We start from the raw sequence: 18,648 nt of genomic DNA, 5'->3' as shown, positions 1-18,648 counted from the left end.
CGGACTGTGACGGCGCTCACTCGTCGCTACCATGAGCGGCACGCTGATCGGCACAGTCCGGGGGAGATGGTCCATGGCGGCAGTGGTCCTGGTTCACGGCATCGGGAAGCAGTATCTGGGGCCGCGGACGCTGCACAACTCCGTGGCGTCCGCCGTGGTCGACGGAGTCCGGCTGGCGGAGGGGCCACCGCTCGCGCCGGAGGACATCGAAGTCGCGTTCTACGGCGACTTGTTCCGCAAGCCCGGCATCAAGGGCAGCGCCGGGTTACCGACCGACCCCTTCGAAGTGGAGCTGCTCCTCGCGATGTGGGCGGAGGCGGCCCGTGCCGAACCGGGTCGTGTTCCGCCGCCGCCCGACCCTGACGAGCGGTCCAAGGCGCAGGTTCCGCGGACCGTTCAACGAGCGCTGTACGCACTGAGCCGTTCTCGTTACGTCGCTCAGACCGCCGACCGCTTTCTCATCGGCCACCTCGCTCAGGTGCGTCGCTACCTCACCGAGCCGGAGACGCGCGAGCGGGTGCAGGAGCAGGTCGCCGCGGCGATCAGTGAGGACACCCGGGTGGTGGTGGGGCACTCGCTCGGCTCGGTGGTGGCGTACGAAGCGCTCTGTGCTCATCCGGAGTGGCCGATCACCACGCTCGTCACCACAGGGTCCCCGCTCGGCATTCCGCGACTCGTCTTCGACCGGCTGCGGCCCACGCCCGAGGACGGCCGGGGACACTGGCCGGCCGGGGTCGGGACATGGACGAACCTGTGCGACGCCTACGACTTCGTCGCGCTCGTCAAGGAGCTCGCGCCGCTCTTCGGCAACGGGACACGGAAGGTGAACGACGTGCCCGTCCACAACGGCTGGAAGGCCCATGCGATCGAGCATCACCTGACCGCGCGGGAGACGGGAGCGGCGATCGCTGCGGGACTGTCGGTATGAGCGAGGAAGACGTTCAACGGGTCGCACTGCTCTGCGGTACGGAGAAGTACGCCTTCCAGGACGACCTCGAGGCTGTCCCCCGCGACCTGGCCATCATCGGCGAGCTGTTCGCCCGGTTCGGCTACCACGTCGCCGAACCGCTGCGGGACCTCACGACCCACCGCTTTCGCGACACGCTCGCCTCGTGGGCCGGGGACACCGACCGAACGGACCAGGCGGCGGTCCTCTACTACACCGGCCACGGCGATTTCGATCACGAGCAGCACTACCTGCTCTTCGCCGACAGCCGTACGGGCAAGCTGGCCAGTACGGCACTGGCCACCGAAGACCTGATCCGGATCGTCACCGAGAACGGCATCCGACGGCTGCTGGTGATCATCGACACGTGCTTCGCCGGGCACGGCGGCGCCGACGCCGTCCGGACACACGCACAGCTCGTCCGTGCCCAGCTCAGCGGAAGCCGAGCGGCTGATTTCAGTGAGATCAGCGAGCTTTCCGTGATCGTCGCCGCCCGTGCCTGCGAAACGGCGGCGGACGGCGCCTTCGCCAAGGCCCTCGCCGAGTCGGTCGACGACTTGCTGCTCGGCGGTAACAGACAGCGACGCCTGTACCTCCCTGACCTCATCGAGCAAGTCAACATCCGTCTGAAAAAGCGGCAGCATGCCGCCTACGGCACTCCCCACGGCGAAGGCTTCGCCTTCTTCCCCAACCCCCGCTACGTCCCCGACCTCCCCGACCAGGACGAGGCCCCCATGGACCTCGCCGAGCAGCAGACCTGGCTCAGCCCCGAAGGGCGGCGCAGACGCGCCGAACTCCTCGCCCATTTCGACCCGCGAGGCCGAGGCGCGGACGCGATGGGGGGTGACGGCTCCTACTTCACGGGCCGAGCGGTCGCGCTCGCCCACCTCGTCGACTGGCTGAACAACACGTCGGCCGACTCGGCAGACAACCTCGTCGTCACCGGCGGACCCGGCGTAGGCAAGTCCGCACTGCTGGGCCGGCTCGTGCTGCTCGCCGACCCCAGCCGACGGGCGACGCTGCCCGACGTACCCGCCGACATTCCGCTGCCCCACCGCGCGGTGGACGTCGCCATCCACGCACGCAACCTGCTGCTGGAGGAGGTCGCCTCGGGCATCGCCCACGCCGCCGGGCTGTCCGCCGAGGGCCCGGCCGAGCTGCTGGCAGCGCTGCGGCACCGGACCGAGCCGCTGTTCGTCGTGATCGACGCCCTCGACGAGGCCGGCACGGCCGGCGGAAGCGAGCCGGCACGTATCGCCGCCTCCCTGCTGCGGCCGATGGCCGAGCTGGAGTCAGTACGGCTGCTCGTCGGCGCCCGGCCGCACGTCGTGGACCGGCTCGGACCCGCTTTCGTCCGACTGGATCTGGACGAGCCCCGATGGACCAGCACCGGTGACATCGAGACGTACGCGCGCAAGCTGCTGCGCGAACCGAACGGGCCTGCCAGCCACAGTCCGTACGCCGACGCCGGCTCCGCCCTGGTCGAAGCGGCCCGTGAGATCGCGCACCGTGCCGCAGGCGTCTACCTGGTCGCCCGGCTGCTGGCACGCGCACTGGCCCAGCAGGACCAGGACGTGAACGTGCGCGAAGGTCGCCGGCTCGACCGGCTTCCCGCACTGGGGGGCGCCGATGGTGTCGGGCCGGCCTTCCGCTGGGCCCTTGGTGCACGACTGGGCGCCGGCGAGGCACAGGGCCGCGCTCTTCTCGCCGCCCTGGCCTTCGCGGAAGGCGCGGGTCTCGCCGCCGGGGCGGTGTGGCTGGCGATCGCCGGTGCCCTCACGGACGAGGCCCTCACCGAGGACGACCTGCGCTGGATCCTGCGCGAGGGCGCGCCCTACATCGTGGAGCAGTCCGACGCGCACGGGCGGTCGGTCTACCGGCTCTACCACGAGGCCTTCGCCGAAGATCTCCTCTCAGGCCTCGGCCCCGAAGCAGGGCTACACGTCGCCCGTGCCCTGCTCGCCGCAGTACCTCGGCACTCCGAGACGGGCACTCGGGACTGGCCGGAGGCCGACCCGTATCTCCACGCCCACCTGGCCACCCATCTGTCCGAGCACGGACTGCTGCCAGAGGTCCTCGCAGACCCCCTCTTCCTGCTGACCGCCGACGATGTCTCACTCCGTCGCGCACTCGCCACCGCCCTGCCGGACCTGCGGAACGATCCGCGGCACCGGCGCGCGGTGGAAGCCGCCGACACCTGGCTCCGTTGCGCTCCGCACCTCCGAAGACAGCCGGACCTCGACGCCAAGGCAGCGCAACTGAACCTGGCGGCAGCACAGACACACGCGGCCCAACTCTCCCTGCTCCTGAAGCAGCGATTCCCGCGCCTGCCGTTCGACGTCCAGTGGGAAAGCCTCCAGGACGCCGCTCCCTACCGCGCGATCGGAGGGTTCGACAGCCGGGTCGTGGCGACTGCGGCGTTCCGCCTGGACGGACGTCTGGTGATCGCGACAGGGGAGACCCCGAACCGGGTCCGGCTGTGGGACTTCGAGACGGGCGAGGAACTGTACGAACTGCCCGTCTCCCGGGAGGAGAGCGACTCCGTCGAGGAACTGGCCGCATGTGACGACGGCGACCGCGCGTGGCTTCTCGTACGCACGACGAGAGCGGTGAGCGTGTGGGACGTCAAAGAGCGGAGTCCGGTGGGGCCGGCATACCGGAACGGATTCATCGAGCACAGCCGTCTGACCTTGCTGAACGGCTCACCGATCGCTGTGCTGTTGGGTAGCAATACCAGCGTTCACGTGGTGGATCCGGGCACAGGCCGGGCCAGATTCGAGGCCAGTGGCAAGTCTGTGGGGATCGACAGCTCGGCTGTCGCCTGTGGCATTCATGAGGGGTGTCTCATTGTCGCGGAGGCTACCTCTTGGTCCGATGTGGTGGACCAGCCTGACGGAAGCCCTGACGGAAGCCAGCAAATCGTTTTCGGTCATCGGGTCACTCGGTACACGATTGACCCGAACACATGGAAGGAAGTCGACTCGCGCGCGGTGGGGAAGTACCTCAGAGAGGAAGTCCACGACCTGACCGTGTGGGGAGAACAGGTCTATGTGACCACCAGTGGCAGTAGGGGGCATACGCCGACGCCCAAGCCATGGCTGACGGAAATCGACTGTGGTTTGGATCCGCAGGTACAGGTGGCGGGAGTCCTGCCGGGCGAAGGCGGCCCGTTGGTGGTGGGATCCATGGACGCGGCTGTCGTCGTGTCACGGGGAGCCCCCAGGGAAGAGAAGTTCGTGGCTTCCGTGTCAACGGACGACCGGGCGCAGCCGGTGATCCAGTTCCCTCTCGGCCCTGAAAGGACAGTGGTCATCACCTCGACCGCCCCAGGAGGGGGGACCCTGAAGGCGTGGATCGTCCCGTTGGACGCGAAGCAGACACCTACCGCCCGGCCCCCGGTCGGTCACGGAAAGCAGAAGTCCTCTCTGTCCGTCGGTTGGGCGCAGGGCAACAAACTGTTACTGGCGCGTCGGGCCGGAGAGTGGATCGCCCTGGATCCCGAGTCCGGGCGTTCGGTCGCTCCTTGGCCCTTCTCCAAGAGCATCGACGGCCTGGTGACATCGGAAAGCCCCGATCTTCCGGCGGTTGCCCGCCTGCAGGTGACCAGTCGCTCACAGGAGATCAGCTACTTCGCTGACGTTCGCTCCTCTCTCACGTCGCGCCGGATGCGGATTCGGAAATCGCGGCCCGTTGCACTGGCCGGGAGCCGCGCAGAGCGTCATCTCCTCGTCACTTACACAGGTTTCGGCTTCGTTGTCTGGGACCTCTTGAGCGGGAAGCGCCTCATGAGGAAAACCATGTGGCGGAATCTGTTGCTCTTCCTCTCCGACACGGTGCCCACACTCGATGTCGCCTCGATCGGAGACCGGACATTCGCTGCTCTGGGGCACTCTCCCAAGCGACCGATCCACGTGTACGAGATTCCCTCGGGTGCCCAAGCCGGTGTCGTGCGCCCCGAATCGGCCTTGAACAGGAAGGGGCCGAACGAGCTCGTCCTGGCCATCGGCGACTGGAGCGGCCGACCCGTCGTCGCCCAAGCGCACCGGGACGGATCCGTCACCGTCCACGACGCACGCACGGACACCCGACTCCTGCACTGGCAGGTCCCCGACGGCAACGCCGCCGTCGGCTTGCGTCCCCTGATGTCCGACGGTCGGCAAGGCCTCCTCGTCCTCTGCTCCGACGACAGCTTCGTCCTCCTCGACGGCACCGATGCGGCACCGGTCTGTCACATCCGGCTGGCTACCGGCGTCCAAGCGTGGACCCTGATCTCGCCCCAACTCGTCGCCGTACAAACCGCCGCAGGACTACTGTGCCTGCGCCTGCCGCCGCTCCCCATGCGACCCTGAGATGCATGGACACCACGCTGGGCACGGTCACCGCACTCTGGCGCTACCCCGTGAAGGCCATGCTCGGCCAACGCGTCCCCGCCGCCGATCTCACCGCCGATGGCCTGGCGGGGGATCGGCGATTGGCGTTGCTGGACCCGGAGAGCGGGCAGGCCGTCACCGCGATCCAGGCGCGGCTGTATCAGACGTTGCTGAGATGCACCGCGACCGTGGACGAGCAGGGCGGCACCCGGATCGCGCTGCCGGACGGCGGCGGCAGCACGCACAGCACCGACCCGCACGTCGACACCGTGCTCTCGGAGTACGTCGGCCGGCCCGTCACCCTCGCCCCCACCCCCGTGCCCGCATCCATCTTCGAGGGCGCGCCGGTGCATCTGCTGACCACGGCGACCCTCAAGCGCCTGGCCGCCGAGAACCCGCGCGGGCTCGCCGAGATCGAGCGGTACCGGCCGAACATCGTGGTGGACACCGGCGGTGACGGCTTCGTCGAGAACGACTGGATCGGGCGGGACCTGCGCATCGGCGACGAGGCCGTACTGCGCGTGGCCGCCGGTACGCCCCGCTGCGCGATTCCGACGCTCGCCCACGGAAGCCTGCCGCGCGACCAGCACGCACTGCGCGTCGTCACCCGCGCCAACAGCCTGCCCGCCCAGGCCGGGCGGGAGCCGGAGCCCATCGCGGGGGTGTACGCGGAGGTGGTGCGGGTGGGGAGGATCGCCGAGGGGGACTCCGTACGGGTCTGAGAGACGCCTAGAAGAACACCCCGCACCGCAACAGCACGTTCGCGTACGGCCGTGCCTCCCCGGTGCGTACGACGAGCCGCGCGCCCGCCGACAGCTCCTTCAGCCGCTCGTGCGGGACCAGCGTCAGGTCGGGAAAGTGGCCGTCCAGCAGCCGGGCGGCCGCCGGATTGGCGTGCCGTACCTCCGTCGCCGCCGTCGCGCCCTCGATCACCAGCTCCTCCAGCAGGCCCGCCAGCACCTCCGCGAAGGACGGCACCCCGGCCCGGAAGGCCAGGTCGACCACGCGGGGACCGGTGGGTATCGGCATGCCGGCGTCGCACACCAGAACCCCGTCGCCGTGGCCCAGTTCGGCCAGTGCCCCGGCGAGATGGCGGTTGAGGATCCCGGACTTCTTCACAGCGCCGCGACCTCCGCCGCCGTCGGGTACGACTCCTGCGCGCCCGCCCGCGTCACGGCCGCCGCGCCGACGCGGGCCGCGTACGCAGCCGCGTCCGCGAGCGACTGCCCGGCCCCCAGCCGCCACGCCAGCGCCGCCGTGAAGGCGTCGCCCGCGCCCGTGGTGTCGACGGCGTCCACCTTCACGGACGGCACCCGGGCCACACCCTCCGGCGACGCCACCAGCGCGCCCGCCGCGCCCAGTGTCACCACCACCGAGCGCGGGCCCTTGGCGAGCAGCAGCCGGGCCCAGTCCTCGGGGTCGTCGCCGGCGCACGCCTCGCCGAGCAGCACCTTCGCCTCGTGCTCGTTGACGATCAGCGGGTCGCAGGCCGCCAGCACCTCCGGGGGCAGGGGGCGCGGCGGGGACGGGTTGAGGACGAAGCGGGTGTCCGGAGGCAGGATCCGTACGACCTCCACGACCGTCTCCAGCGGGATCTCCAGCTGCGCCGACACCACGCGGGAGGCGTGGAAGAGGCTGCCTGCCGCGCGGATGTCGGCGGGCGTCAGCTGTCCGTTCGCACCCGGCGACACCACGATGCTGTTGTCGCCGGACGGGTCGACGGTGATCAGCGCGACCCCGGTCGGGGCACCGCCCACCAGGACGCCCACCGTGTCGACCCCGGCCGCCCGCTGCGCGTCCAGCAGCAGGCGGCCGTGCGCGTCGTCGCCGACCCGGGCCACCAGGGCCGTACGGGCACCGAGCCGGGCCGCCGCGACCGCCTGGTTGGCGCCCTTGCCGCCCGGGTGCACCGCCAGGTCGGAGCCGAGCACCGTCTCGCCGGGCCCCGGCCGCCGCTCCACGCCGATCACCAGGTCGGCGTTGGCCGACCCCACGACCAGGAGGTCGTAGTCGTACATCACTTCTCTCCCCGTCACTTCTCTCCCCGTTCCGTCCCCGTGTGTCAGCCGCCGAAGCCGGCCACGTTCTCCTTCGTGACCACCTTCACCGGCACCTTCACCATCTCCTCGGTCTGCTCGCCCTCGGCCGCCCGCAGCGCGTTGTCCACCGCGATCCGGCCCAGCTCCTTCGGCTGCTGCGCGACGGAGGCGTACAGCGTGCCCGCCTCGACCGCCTTCAGGCCGTCGGGGGTGCCGTCGAAGCCGACGACCTGGACGGACTTGCCCGCCTTGGAACCCAGTGCCTTGATCGCGCCGAGCGCCATCTCGTCGTTCTCGGCGAAGACGCCGTCGATGTCGGGGTGGGCCTGGAGCAGGTTCGTCATCACGTCGAGGCCCTTGGTGCGGTCGAAGTCGGCCGGCTGCTTGGCGACGACCTTGATGCCGGGGAACTCCTTCAGCCCGGCCGCGAAGCCCGCGCCGCGCTCCCGGCTGGCGGAGGTGCCCGCCTGGCCCTGGAGGATGACGATCGTGCCCTTGCCGCCCAGCTTCTCGGCGAGCGCCCGGGCGCCCAGCTTGCCGCCCTCGACGTTGTCGGAGGCGACCAGCGCCGCCGTGTCGGCCTTGTTGACGCCCCGGTCGACGCCCACCACGGGGATGCCGGCCTTGTTCGCCGCGCGGACCGAGGGGCCCGCCGCGTCGGAGTCCACCGGGTTGACGATGATCGAGCCGACGCCCTCGCTGGTGAAGTTCTGCAGCTGGTTGGCCTGCTGCGAGGCGTCGTTCTGCGCGTCGGTGACGGTCAGGTCGACGCCCAGCTCCTTCGCCTGCTCCTCGGCGCCCGCCCGGATCTGCACGAAGAAGGGGTTGTTGAGGGTCGACAGGGACAGGCCGACCTTCTCCGTCTTCGCCACCGAGGAGCCGCTGTGCAGGAGGGAGGTGGCGCCGACCACCGCCGCCGCGACCACGGCCGCGAGGACGTACGTCAGCGCCTGCCGGCCCTTGTCGCCACCGCCACCGGTGGTCACCGGAGTCGCCCCGGCCTTGCGCCGCACCGTGTCCAGCAGCACCGCCAGGGCGATCACGACACCGATGACGACCTGCTGCCAGAAGGCGGAGACGGACAGCAGGTTGAGGCCGTTGCGCAGCACCGCCAGGATCAGCGCGCCGATCAGCGTGCCGGACGCCTTGCCGGTGCCGCCCGCCAGCGAGGCGCCGCCGATGACGACCGCCGCGATGGCGTCCAGCTCGTAGCCCTGCGCGGCCTGCGGCTGCGCGGAGGAGAGCCGGGAGGCGAGGACGATGCCGGCCGCGGCCGCGAACAGGCCGGACAGCGCGTAGATCGCGAGCTTCTGCTTCTTCACCCGCAGGCCGGAGAGACGGGCCGCCTCCTCGTTGCCGCCGATCGCGTACATCGAGCGGCCGATGTACGTCCGGCCCAGCACGAACGCCGTGAGCAGACCCATGACCACCATCACCAGCACCGGCACGGGCAGCCAGCCGCCCAGCGTGTCACCGAGGTGCGAGACGGAGTCCGGGAAGGCGATCGGGGAGCCCTGCGAGATCACCAGGGAGAGGCCGCGGGCCACCGACAGCATGGCCAGCGTGGCGATGAACGGCGGGAGTTTGCCGTACGAGATCAGGAAGCCGTTGACCAGGCCGCAGACGATGCCCGTCGCGACCGCCAGGAGCACCGCCAGGGGGACCGGTACGCCCTCGCTGGTCGCGCTCCAGGCGAGGACGGTCGCCGACAGGGCGGCCACCGAGCCGACCGACAGGTCGATGCCCGCCGAGACGATGACGAAGGTGACGCCGAACGCGAGGATCGCGGTGACGGCCGCCTGGACGCCGATGTTCAGCAGGTTGTCGGTGGTCAGGAAGTCGCCGGACAGCGCCGACAGCGCGACGACGAGGACGATCAGCGCGGTCAGCGCGCCGTTGTCGAGCAGGAGCCGGCGCAGGCCACCCGGGCCGCCCGAGGTGCTCTTGAGCGTGTCAGTGGCCACGGGAGGCCTCCGTTTCCGTGGAAGAAGTGATGGGGTTGCTGACGGCGAGCGCCATGACGGCGTCCTGGGTGGCCTGTTCGGCGGGAAGCTCACCGGCGATCCGGCCCTGCGCCATGACCAGGACCCGGTCGCTCATGCCGAGGACCTCCGGCAGATCACTGGAGATCATCAGTACGGCGGCGCCGGCGGCCGTCAGCTCGTTGATCAGCTGGTAGATCTCGACCTTCGCGCCGACGTCGATGCCACGCGTCGGCTCGTCGAGGATCAGCACCTTTGTGTCGGCGAGCAGCCACTTGCCGATGACGACCTTCTGCTGGTTGCCGCCGGAGAGCGTGCGCACATGCTGGCCGAGGCCCGCCATCCGCACCCCGAGCTGCCCGGCGATCCGCGCGGCGGCCTCGCGCTGCCCCTTGAGGTCGACCAGGCCCGCGCGGGTGGCCTTGCGCAGGGTCACCAGCCCCAGGTTCTCCTCCACGGAGGCGTCCAGCACCAGTCCCTGACCCTTGCGGTCCTCGGGGACAAGCCCGATCCCGGCGGCCATGGCGGCGTTCACGTCATGCCGCCGCAGCTCCGTGCCCGCGACCTTCACCGCGCCCTTGTCGTACGGATCCGCACCGAACACGGCCCGTACGACCTCCGTACGCCCCGCACCGACCAGCCCCGCGATGCCGACGACCTCACCGGCCCGCACCTCGAAGCTGACGTCGTGGAAGACGCCGTCCCGGGTGAGCCCCTCGACAGAGAGCAGCGCGGGCCCGGTGTCGGCGCGCTCACGCGGATACTGCTGCTCGATCGACCGCCCCACCATGAGGCGCACGAGCTCCTCCTCGGGAGTGGATGCCGGAACCTGCCCGACACTGCGCCCGTCGCGGATGACGGTGACGCGGTCGCCGAGGGCGGCGATCTCCTCCAGGTGATGGGTGATGAACACGACGCCGACGCCGTCCGCGCGCAGCGAGCGCACGATGCCGAACAGCTTCTCGACCTCTTCGGTCGTGAGTACGGCCGTCGGCTCGTCCATGATCAGCACGCGCGCGTCGAGACTGAGCGCCTTGGCGATCTCCACCATCTGGAGCCGGGCGATACCGAGATCACGGACTCGCGCGCGCGGAGACACGTCGACACCGACCCGCTCCAGCAGCACGGCGGCCTCGGCCTCCATCCGCTTCCGGTCGATCATGCCGAGCCGCCGCGGCTGACGGCCGAGAAAGATGTTCTCCGCGACGGTCAGATCGGGAACGAGATTGAACTCCTGATAGATGGTGGCGATCCCGAGCCGCTCGGAGTCCTGCGCACCGTTGACGCGCACCTCCGCGCCGCCGACCAGGATCCGTCCGGCGTCGGGCCGGTAGGCACCGGAGAGCATCTTGATGAGCGTGCTCTTGCCGGCGCCGTTCTCGCCGAGCAGCACGTGCACCTCGCCCCGGCGCAGATCGAAGTCGACGCCGTCCAGCGCGACCACGCCCGGGAAGGTCTTCCGTATGCCCTCGATACGCAGCAACTCGTCCGGGTCGCTCACGACGCGCTCCTGTTCTTCGCGGGACTCATGGGGTTCTCGGGGGTCTCACCGCAGGAGCGGCGTACGACGAGCCGGGCGTGGAGGGTGACGGACGCGGGGGTCCGCCCCTCGATACGGTCCACGAGGGCCCGTACGGCGGCCCGGCCCAGCTCGCCCGTCGGCTGGGCGATCGCCGTGACCGGCGGATCGGTGTGCACGAACCAGCGGATGTCGTCGAAGGCGGCGAGCGCGATGTCGTCGGGCACGCGCAACCCGCGCGCGCGGATGGCGTCCAGGGCGCCGAGGGCCATGAGATTGTCGGCGGCGAAGACGACTTGGGGCGGCTCCGCCAGATCCAGGAACCCCTCGGTGACCCGCCGCCCGCTCTCGGCCTGGAAGTCGCCCTGGCCGATGTAGTCGTCGGGGAGCGGCAGCCCGTACTCGGCCATGGCCTCCCGGAAGGCGTCCACGCGCTCGCTGCCGGTGGTGGTCGCCGCCGGTCCGGCGATGATGGCGAGCCGCCGGTGCCCGAGCCCGTGCAGATGCGCGACGAGATCCCGTACGGCGTCCCGCCCGTCCGCGCGGACGACCGGCACGTCGACACCCGGGATCCACCGGTCCACGAACACCATCGGCGTCCCCGCGCGGGCGGCGTCGAGCATCAGCGGCGACCCGCCGTCGGTAGGGGAGACGAGCAGCCCGTCGATCCGCCGGTCCAGCAGCGTCCGCACGTGATGGTCCTGCAGCTCGGGCCGCTCGTCGGCGTTGCCGATGATGACGCTGTAGCCGAGCGCGCGGGCCTCCTCCTCGACGGAGCGGGCCAGCTCGGTGAAGTAAGGATTCAGCACGTCACTGATGACCAGCCCGAGCGTGCGGGTCTGATCGGTGCGCAACGACCGGGCGACGGCGTTCGGCCGATACCCGAGCGCCTCCACGGCGGCCAGCACGCGCGCGCGTGCCTCGGGGCTCACGGACGGGTGCTCGTTCAGCACCCGCGACACCGTGGCGACGGAGACGCCGGCCTCGGCGGCGACGTCCTTGATGCTCGCCATCGCCTGTTCCACCTCCTTGTGGAGCGAGTCCATGGAATCGATTACACGAGATTCCGTAGGCAGGATTGGAATCGATTACACGGCCGTTAATCAACCCCTCAACCACTTGCCGAGACCAGATCGTGATGAACGCCGCTCAGATGAGCGGGACAGCGGTCGCGCGGCGGGGCACCGGGGACCAGGCTGGAATCAGGGGGCACTCAGAAGGCGCGAAGGAGGAGCCATGACGGCGGCGGCTCGCGACGACATCCCCATCGTGCTCGAGGACGAGGGAATGGAACTGCGCACCAAACCGATCGGCGGCGGAAAGTCGGTCATCTACGTGCGCCTGCCCGAGGGCACGGACTTCGGTCCCGCCCTGAAGGGCCTGCCCGACGACATGTGCCAGTGCCCGCACTGGGGCTACATGCTCAAGGGCCGCCTCAGAATGCGCACGGCCTCCGGCGACCAGATCTACGAGGCCGGCCAGGCCTACTACTGGGCCCCCGGCCACGTCCCCCTGGCCCTGGAGGACTGCGAGTACGTCGAGTTCTCCCCGACCGAGGACTTCCAGAAGGTGATCGCCCACGTGACCGGCCGGCCGAGCTGAACGACCGCCCGTCTCACCAGGAGGGCATCGCGTTCGCGACCACGCGGTCCGCCACCGAGAACACCGTTCCGCAGTCATCGCACGCCGCTTGTCCGAACAGATACGGCACCCTTTGGGCAAGCGCCGGCTGTCCGTCAGCCAGGGCCTGGTCATGCAGCCGCCTGGCCAAGCCCTCCAGCTCAGCCGGAGCCGTCGGCCGCAGCGGTGTCTTCTCGACATCCCCCAGCGCGTAGTCATCGCTGCAGGAGAAGAAGCCGTCATCACCCATCACGATGAACAGGTTCACCCCGCAGTAAGGGCAGTCGACTTCGTACTCGCCTTGCGCCAGGTTGTCCAGGCGCTCGTCCCAGACCTCTACGCCCTCGAAGGCCAAGGCCGCCTGGAGCAGTCCGACATAGTCCTCCATCTCCAGCGGCAGACGGAGGCACTCCTCAGTGAGCCGCGAAAGCTCGGCGATCTGCGATGAGTAGAGCTCGCGCGCGGCAACGCCCTCCACCGACCGGCGCGCGCAGGCCACGATCGGGCCCGCCGCGAACAGAACCCAGCGCCGCTCTTCAGGATTGCGGCCGGCTGCGACCTCGACAAAACGGGGAAGCGCCGCGAAGCTCGCCGAGAAAGCGGTGTCGAGCATCGGGCACAGCCGGTCCATCAGCTCGGACCAGACACCCTGCGGATCGGCCTCGAACCGGTCGAGCAGAGCGGGGACGCCTTCCGCGGAGCCGTGCGCGTCACTGAGTTCCGACCAATCCGTCATGCCCGGATCCAAGCAGACCGTCGGCAGCCGCGACGGAGCCGGGTCCTCACGAACCGCGCCTGTCAGGGACGAGGGGCAAGAGGACCTCGGCCCTCGGCTCTCGGTCACTGACTCAGTCCCCGGCGAACAACTCCGCCGTGTCCGTGGCGCGTACGGCTCGCTGGGCCCAGAGTTCCAGTTGGTCGAGGTCGGCGCAGGAGTTGACTCGCTCCCGGATGGCCTCGGGCACCGGGATGCCACGCCATTCCAGGATGTTGAGCAGCATCTGCCGACTGCGCTCGAGGTGGCCTTCTTCCCGACCCTGCTCCCGGCCCTCTTCGCGTACCTGCTCGGCCAGCGGGTGTCGCCAGAAGTACTGGATCGCCGTCATCAGGTCCCTCCACATCTGCTTCGCCTGGGGGTCGGCCAGGCATGAGTCGACGAACTGCACGAAGACCGCGGCACTGTCGGAGTCGATGGTCCGCAGGGCGGATGCCAGGGATTCCAGTATGGCCGGGGCCTGCGGGCCGCGCCCGTGTGTCATGGCCGAGAGCACCGCAAGGGGTACGTCCCTTTCGGCCTGCCGCTCGTCCGCGATCACCGGCACGTTGTCCGGGCCCAGCACGAGCGGCCGCACCGTCAGTGAGTCCCAGCCCGGGAAACCGAACCGGATGGGCCGCGAAGCCCACTCCGCTGTGGCACTGCTCTGGGTGATGACGATGAGCACCGGCTCACAGCGGTACTTCTCGTACAAGTAGGACAGGTAGTAGGGCCAGCTGCCCCGCTTGCGTTCGTCCACCTTCCCCTGCGATTCGACCACGAGGAGATAGGTCCCCTCGTCCGTCTCCGCCCGCAGTAGCGTGTCCACCCGGCGCTCGACCGGCTCGATCTCCGTCAGGTCCACGTTCAGCGCGGCGATCTCCCGAGGTGCGGGAAACGGCACGTGCAGCACTCGCTGTAACGCCCGGGTCAACAACGCCGGATCCTTCTGGAAGATCCGGTGCAGCGCCTCATGCGACGACCCCACCATTACGCCGCCTCCAACTCACACCACACGTACTTCCCCCGGTTGCCGAATCTGGACAACGGTTGCCACCCCCACAGGTCCGAGCAGGCCCGCACCAGCGCGAGCCCTCGTCCCTCCTCCAACCCGTCCATGCGCTTGAAGGTCACCGGCGGCTCTGGCGGTTCGGGGTTCGCATCCCACGCCCCGATCCGCAGCGTCCCCGGCGGGGCCCACCGCACCCGCAGCGCGGCCGGCCCTTTGGTGTGCCGTACGGCGTTGGAGACGAGCTCCGTCGCCATCAGCTCGGCGACGTCGACGAGGCCGATCAGCCCGTGCATGGTCAGGATCAGGCGGAGGGTGCGGCGGCAGACGGTGACGGCGCGGAGGTCGTTCGGGATGTAGAGGGAGTACTCCCAGGATTCGTTTTCGGGCATGCGTCAACTCCGGTCGGTCAGTTGGGAGTCATGCAGGGGGCGAGTGGTGTCGTTGCCGCAGCCGCCATGGCAGGACGGAGCGGTGCGCTTCCGGTGCCCCGGGGGTTTCGCACGGTGTGCGTCGCGTCACTGACGGTAGACCTAGATTTATAGGTACAGCAACCCGATCGCGTAACCTGACGCCCGAACGAGTCGCGTTCACAGGCGCGTTGAGTCGAGGAGCAGTGCATGGCGGGGTTGAGGCGCGAACCAACGGCACGCCAGGTCCGCCTGGGAGCCGAGCTGCGCAAGCTTCGTAATGCGGCCGGCCTTACGGGCCGCGAGGCCGCGGCGTCACTCGGGGTGAGCTCCGCCCAGATCAATCAGATCGAGTCCGGCCTCAGCGGAGTGAGCGAGAAGCGCCTGCGCCACATGGCAGCCAACTACGGCTGCTCGGACAGCGAGTTGGTCGATGCGCTGGTGATCATGGCGACCAGTCGCTCACGTGGCTGGTGGGAGGGCGATCGGGGCCGGCTGCCGACACCCTTCCTGGATCTGGCGGAGCTGGAGCATCACGCAAGTTTCCGCTGGGACGTGGACTTCCTGCACGTCCCGGGTCTTCTGCAGACCGAGGCGTACGCTCAGGCGCTCTTCTCGTACGTGAACCCGGAGTTCCCGAAGAGCGAGGTCGAGCGCTGGGTGGAGCACCGGATGAGGCGTCGCATCATCATCGAGCGCCCCGACCCGATCCCGTACGAAGCGGTGATCCACGAGGCGGCGCTGCGCATTCGGGTCGGCGACCGTGCCGCAGCACGCGCCCAGCTGGCACGCGTGCTGGAAATCGCCGAAGCCCCTCACGTCACCGTGCGCGTGATCCCCTTCGACCTGGACGGCTTCGCCGGAGCCGGGAGCGTCATGGTTTACGCCGGTGGCTCGGTTCCCAAACTGGACACCGTGGTGCGCGATGGCCCCAACGGCCCCTACTTCATCGACGCTGAAGCTCAACTGGACCGATATCGAACGCTCTTCCGTAGGGTGGAGGCGGTATCACTCGAACCCGAACGCTCGCGTGATTTCATCCATGGGCTGGCCAAGGAGCTGTGAAGAGCATGTCGACCCCGGACACCTGGAAGAAGTCGTCCTTCTCCGGCGGCGGCCAAGGTGACGCCTGCGTGGAGATCACCTACCGCCACCGCCGCATAGCCATCCGCGACTCCAAGATCCCCGCCAGAGCCCACCTCACCTTCCCTGTCCCTGCCTTCACCGCTTTCGTCGAAGCTCTCAAGAAGCCGACGCAGGAGCTGTGAGGCAACCTCATGGACAACTGGCGTAAGTCGTCCTACTCAGGCCCCGATGACGGCAACGCCTGTGTGGAGATCGCGAACTCAGCCACCCAGGTCGCCGTCCGCGACTCCAAAGCCCCAGCCAGAGCCCACCTCACCTTCCCGGCCGAGACCTTCACCACGTTCCTCGAAGCCCTCAAGAAGCACTCCAGCCCCTGACGCGCTCCCCCACTGTCACACCCCACCGGTACCGTCACATCATGCCCACCCCGACGGCACCCACCCCCGGCGAACAACGACGACCGGCCGTCCTCGAAGGCGTCCTGGAGCGCATCACGTACGCCAACGAGGAGAACGGCTACACGGTCGCGCGCGTCGACACGGGCAGAGGCGGCGGCGATCTGCTGACGGTCGTCGGGGCGCTGCTCGGTGCGCAGGTCGGGGAGTCTCTGCGGATGGAGGGGCGGTGGGGGTCGCATCCGCAGTACGGGCGGCAGTTTCACGTGGAGAACTACACCACCGTCCTGCCGGCCACCGTCCAGGGCATCCGCCGCTATCTCGGATCCGGGCTGGTCAAGGGCATCGGGCCGGTCTTCGCCGACCGGATCACGCAGCACTTCGGGCTCGACACCCTGAAGATCATCGAGGAGGAGCCCAAGCGGCTCATCGAGGTCCCCGGGCTCGGTCCCAAGCGCACCAAGAAGATCGCCGATGCCTGGGAGGAGCAGAAGGCGATCAAGGAGGTGATGCTCTTCCTCCAGACCGTGGACGTGTCCACATCCATCGCCGTGCGGATCTACAAGAAGTACGGCGACGCCTCCATCGGCGTCGTGAAGAACCAGCCCTACCGCCTCGCCGCCGACGTCTGGGGCATCGGCTTCCTCACCGCCGACAAGATCGCCCAGTCCGTCGGCATCCCGCACGACAGCCCCGAGAGGGTCAAGGCGGGGCTTCAGTACGCGCTCTCCCAGTCCGCCGACCAAGGGCACTGCTACCTCCCCGAGGAGCGGCTGATCGCCGACGCGGTCAAGCTCCTCCAGGTCGACACCGGGCTTGTCATCGAGTGCCTCGCCGAGCTGGCCCAGCCCCAGGAGGAGGGGGGCGACCCCGGGGTCGTGCGGGAGAAGGTGCCCGGTCCCGAGGGGGACGCCGACGAGCCCGTCACCGCCGTCTACCTCGTCCCCTTCCACCGCGCCGAACTCTCCCTCTCCGCCCAGCTGCTGCGCCTCCTGCGGACGGACCAGGACCGGATGCCCGGTTTCCGGAACGTCGACTGGGGGCGGGCGCTGGACTGGCTCAAGGGCCGTACCGGCGCCGACCTCGCCCCCGAGCAGGAAGCCGCCGTCAAGCTCGCCCTCACGCAGAAGGTCGCCGTGCTCACCGGTGGGCCCGGCTGTGGCAAGTCCTTCACCGTGCGGTCCATCGTCGAGCTGGCCCGCGCCAAGCAGGCCAAGGTGGTGCTCGCCGCGCCGACCGGGCGGGCCGCCAAGCGGCTCGCCGAGCTGACCGGAGCCGACGCCTCCACCGTTCACCGCCTGCTGGAGCTCAAGCCCGGCGGGGATGCCGCGTATGACCGGGACCGGCCACTCGACGCCGACCTCGTCGTCGTCGACGAGGCCTCCATGCTCGACCTCCTCCTCGCCAACAAGCTCGTCAAAGCCGTCCCCCCGGGCGCCCATCTCCTCTTCGTCGGGGACGTCGATCAGCTGCCCAGCGTCGGTGCCGGAGAGGTGCTGCGCGACCTGCTCGCCGACGGCAGTCCCCTCCCCGCCGTACGGCTCACCCGGGTCTTCCGGCAGGCCCAGCAGTCCGGTGTCGTCACCAACGCGCACCGGATCAACGCCGGGCAGCATCCGCTCACCGACGGCCTCAAGGACTTCTTCCTGTTCGTCGAGGACGACACCGAGGCCGCCGGCCGGCTCACCGTCGACGTCGCGGCCCGCCGGATTCCGGCCAAGTTCGGGCTCGACCCGCGGCGGGACGTACAGGTGCTGGCCCCCATGCACCGGGGGCCGGCCGGGGCGGGCACGCTCAACGGTCTCCTCCAGCAGGCCATCACCCCGGGCCGGCCCGAGCTGCCCGAGAAGCGGTTCGGCGGACGTGTCTTCCGAGTGGGGGACAAGGTCACTCAGATTCGCAACAATTACGAAAAAGGGAAGAACGGTGTCTTCAACGGCACCGTGGGCGTGGTCACCTCGCTCGACCCGGTCGACCAGCGCCTGACGGTGCTGACGGACGAGGACGAGGAGGTGCCGTACGACTTCGACGAGCTGGACGAGCTGGCCCACGCCTACGCGGTGACCATCCACCGGTCGCAGGGCAGTGAGTATCCGGCCGTGGTGATCCCGGTCACCACGGGTGCGTGGATGATGCTCCAGCGCAATCTGCTCTACACGGCGGTCACCCGGGCGAAGCAGCTGGTCGTCCTCGTCGGGTCGCGCAAGGCGATCGGGCAGGCGGTGCGCACGGTGTCGGCCGGACGGCGGTGCACGGCGCTCGACTTCCGGCTCTCCGGCGGAGGCGACGTCCGGCTCTCCGGCGGGCCGCCGGCGCCGTGAGTTCGGGGCATCCCGGGGCGGTGTTCGTGAGCGGGCAAAAAAATGATCGATCAAACGAGTCGCAAACGTCACACAGCCCTTCCGGATGGGGAATCAAGGGGGCAGGATGAGCAAGTTGGCGGCACTGAGTGCCGCCGATAAGCCCAATGGTCGACCCCGAGTGCACTCTCCTGAGCCAAATGGGGGATGGTAGAGAC

16 protein-coding genes are annotated in these 18,648 nt (G+C 69.5%); 8 read left to right on the top strand and 8 right to left on the bottom strand.

Annotated elements, in window-relative coordinates; genetic code table 11:
• The first annotated feature begins 31 nt into the window (after nucleotides 1-31).
• Genes ACZ42A_RS16290 through ACZ42A_RS16280 form a run of 3 tightly spaced genes read left to right on the top strand, consistent with a single transcriptional unit; the run spans nucleotide 32 to nucleotide 6,038 of the window.
• The gene (locus tag ACZ42A_RS16290) at nucleotides 32-928 is read left to right on the top strand and encodes a hypothetical protein (protein WP_468527852.1); all 897 of its coding nucleotides are present in this window, start codon (nucleotides 32-34) and stop codon (nucleotides 926-928) included.
• Entirely contained in the window at nucleotides 925-5,295 is a 4,371-nt protein-coding gene (locus ACZ42A_RS16285) for a hypothetical protein (protein ID WP_468527851.1), read from the top strand. The genes ACZ42A_RS16290 and ACZ42A_RS16285 overlap by 4 nt, the downstream gene beginning before the upstream one ends.
• Before the next feature lie 5 nt (nucleotides 5,296-5,300).
• Entirely contained in the window at nucleotides 5,301-6,038 is a 738-nt protein-coding gene (locus ACZ42A_RS16280; protein WP_468527850.1) for an MOSC domain-containing protein, read from the top strand.
• A gap of 7 nt (nucleotides 6,039-6,045) precedes the next feature.
• Here ACZ42A_RS16280 and rbsD read toward each other — a convergent pair whose 3' ends face one another.
• Genes rbsD through ACZ42A_RS16255 form a run of 5 tightly spaced genes read right to left on the bottom strand, consistent with a single transcriptional unit; the run spans nucleotide 6,046 to nucleotide 11,869 of the window.
• Nucleotides 6,046-6,435, bottom strand: coding sequence for a D-ribose pyranase (rbsD, locus tag ACZ42A_RS16275; RefSeq protein ID WP_468527849.1), 390 nt, complete (start codon nucleotides 6,433-6,435; stop codon nucleotides 6,046-6,048).
• Nucleotides 6,432-7,334 (bottom strand): ribokinase, encoded by a 903-nt coding sequence (locus tag ACZ42A_RS16270; RefSeq protein ID WP_468527848.1) that lies wholly within the window; start codon nucleotides 7,332-7,334, stop codon nucleotides 6,432-6,434. The genes rbsD and ACZ42A_RS16270 overlap by 4 nt, the downstream gene beginning before the upstream one ends.
• 44 nt (nucleotides 7,335-7,378) lie before the next feature.
• Nucleotides 7,379-9,319, bottom strand: coding sequence for an ABC transporter permease/substrate-binding protein (locus ACZ42A_RS16265; protein ID WP_468527847.1), 1,941 nt, complete (start codon nucleotides 9,317-9,319; stop codon nucleotides 7,379-7,381).
• Nucleotides 9,309-10,838: a sugar ABC transporter ATP-binding protein gene (locus tag ACZ42A_RS16260; RefSeq protein ID WP_468527846.1), complete on the bottom strand. Its 1,530-nt coding sequence runs from the start codon at nucleotides 10,836-10,838 to the stop codon at nucleotides 9,309-9,311. The genes ACZ42A_RS16265 and ACZ42A_RS16260 overlap by 11 nt, the downstream gene beginning before the upstream one ends.
• Nucleotides 10,835-11,869 carry a LacI family DNA-binding transcriptional regulator gene (locus ACZ42A_RS16255; protein WP_468528096.1) on the bottom strand — a complete coding sequence of 345 codons (1,035 nt, stop codon included), beginning with the start codon at nucleotides 11,867-11,869 and terminating at the stop codon, nucleotides 10,835-10,837. The genes ACZ42A_RS16260 and ACZ42A_RS16255 overlap by 4 nt, the downstream gene beginning before the upstream one ends.
• 223 nt (nucleotides 11,870-12,092) lie before the next feature.
• Between ACZ42A_RS16255 and ACZ42A_RS16250 the strand changes: the two genes are divergently transcribed.
• On the top strand, nucleotides 12,093-12,458 hold the full coding sequence (locus tag ACZ42A_RS16250) for a cupin domain-containing protein (protein WP_468527845.1): 366 nt from the start codon (nucleotides 12,093-12,095) through the stop codon (nucleotides 12,456-12,458).
• Between the two features lie 13 nt (nucleotides 12,459-12,471).
• Here the strand turns inward: ACZ42A_RS16250 and ACZ42A_RS16245 are convergent, their stop codons facing one another.
• From ACZ42A_RS16245 to ACZ42A_RS16235, 3 genes are all read right to left on the bottom strand, one after another.
• Complete coding sequence (locus tag ACZ42A_RS16245) at nucleotides 12,472-13,212, bottom strand: hypothetical protein (RefSeq protein WP_468527844.1); 741 nt, start codon at nucleotides 13,210-13,212, stop codon at nucleotides 12,472-12,474.
• Between the two features lie 112 nt (nucleotides 13,213-13,324).
• Nucleotides 13,325-14,221, bottom strand: coding sequence for a hypothetical protein (locus tag ACZ42A_RS16240; protein WP_468527843.1), 897 nt, complete (start codon nucleotides 14,219-14,221; stop codon nucleotides 13,325-13,327).
• Nucleotides 14,221-14,631, bottom strand: a complete 411-nt coding sequence (locus ACZ42A_RS16235; RefSeq protein WP_468527842.1) for an ATP-binding protein — start codon at nucleotides 14,629-14,631, stop codon at nucleotides 14,221-14,223. The genes ACZ42A_RS16240 and ACZ42A_RS16235 overlap by 1 nt, the downstream gene beginning before the upstream one ends.
• A gap of 228 nt (nucleotides 14,632-14,859) precedes the next feature.
• On the opposite strand from ACZ42A_RS16235, the gene ACZ42A_RS16230 reads away from it, so the two are divergent.
• Genes ACZ42A_RS16230 through recD2 form a run of 4 tightly spaced genes read left to right on the top strand, consistent with a single transcriptional unit; the run spans nucleotide 14,860 to nucleotide 18,451 of the window.
• Nucleotides 14,860-15,714 (top strand): helix-turn-helix domain-containing protein, encoded by an 855-nt coding sequence (locus ACZ42A_RS16230; protein ID WP_468527841.1) that lies wholly within the window; start codon nucleotides 14,860-14,862, stop codon nucleotides 15,712-15,714.
• Nucleotides 15,715-15,719: 5 nt separating this feature from the next.
• The gene (locus ACZ42A_RS16225) at nucleotides 15,720-15,917 is read left to right on the top strand and encodes a DUF397 domain-containing protein (protein ID WP_468527840.1); all 198 of its coding nucleotides are present in this window, start codon (nucleotides 15,720-15,722) and stop codon (nucleotides 15,915-15,917) included.
• Nucleotides 15,918-15,926: 9 nt separating this feature from the next.
• On the top strand, nucleotides 15,927-16,112 hold the full coding sequence (locus ACZ42A_RS16220; RefSeq protein WP_468527839.1) for a DUF397 domain-containing protein: 186 nt from the start codon (nucleotides 15,927-15,929) through the stop codon (nucleotides 16,110-16,112).
• Nucleotides 16,113-16,153: 41 nt separating this feature from the next.
• Complete coding sequence (gene recD2 / locus ACZ42A_RS16215; RefSeq protein ID WP_468527838.1) at nucleotides 16,154-18,451, top strand: SF1B family DNA helicase RecD2; 2,298 nt, start codon at nucleotides 16,154-16,156, stop codon at nucleotides 18,449-18,451.
• Nucleotides 18,452-18,648 lie beyond the last annotated feature (197 nt).

Source organism: Streptomyces sp. NPDC030838 (genome assembly GCF_055572035.1).
This window is presented reverse-complemented; position numbering and strand designations above follow the sequence as displayed.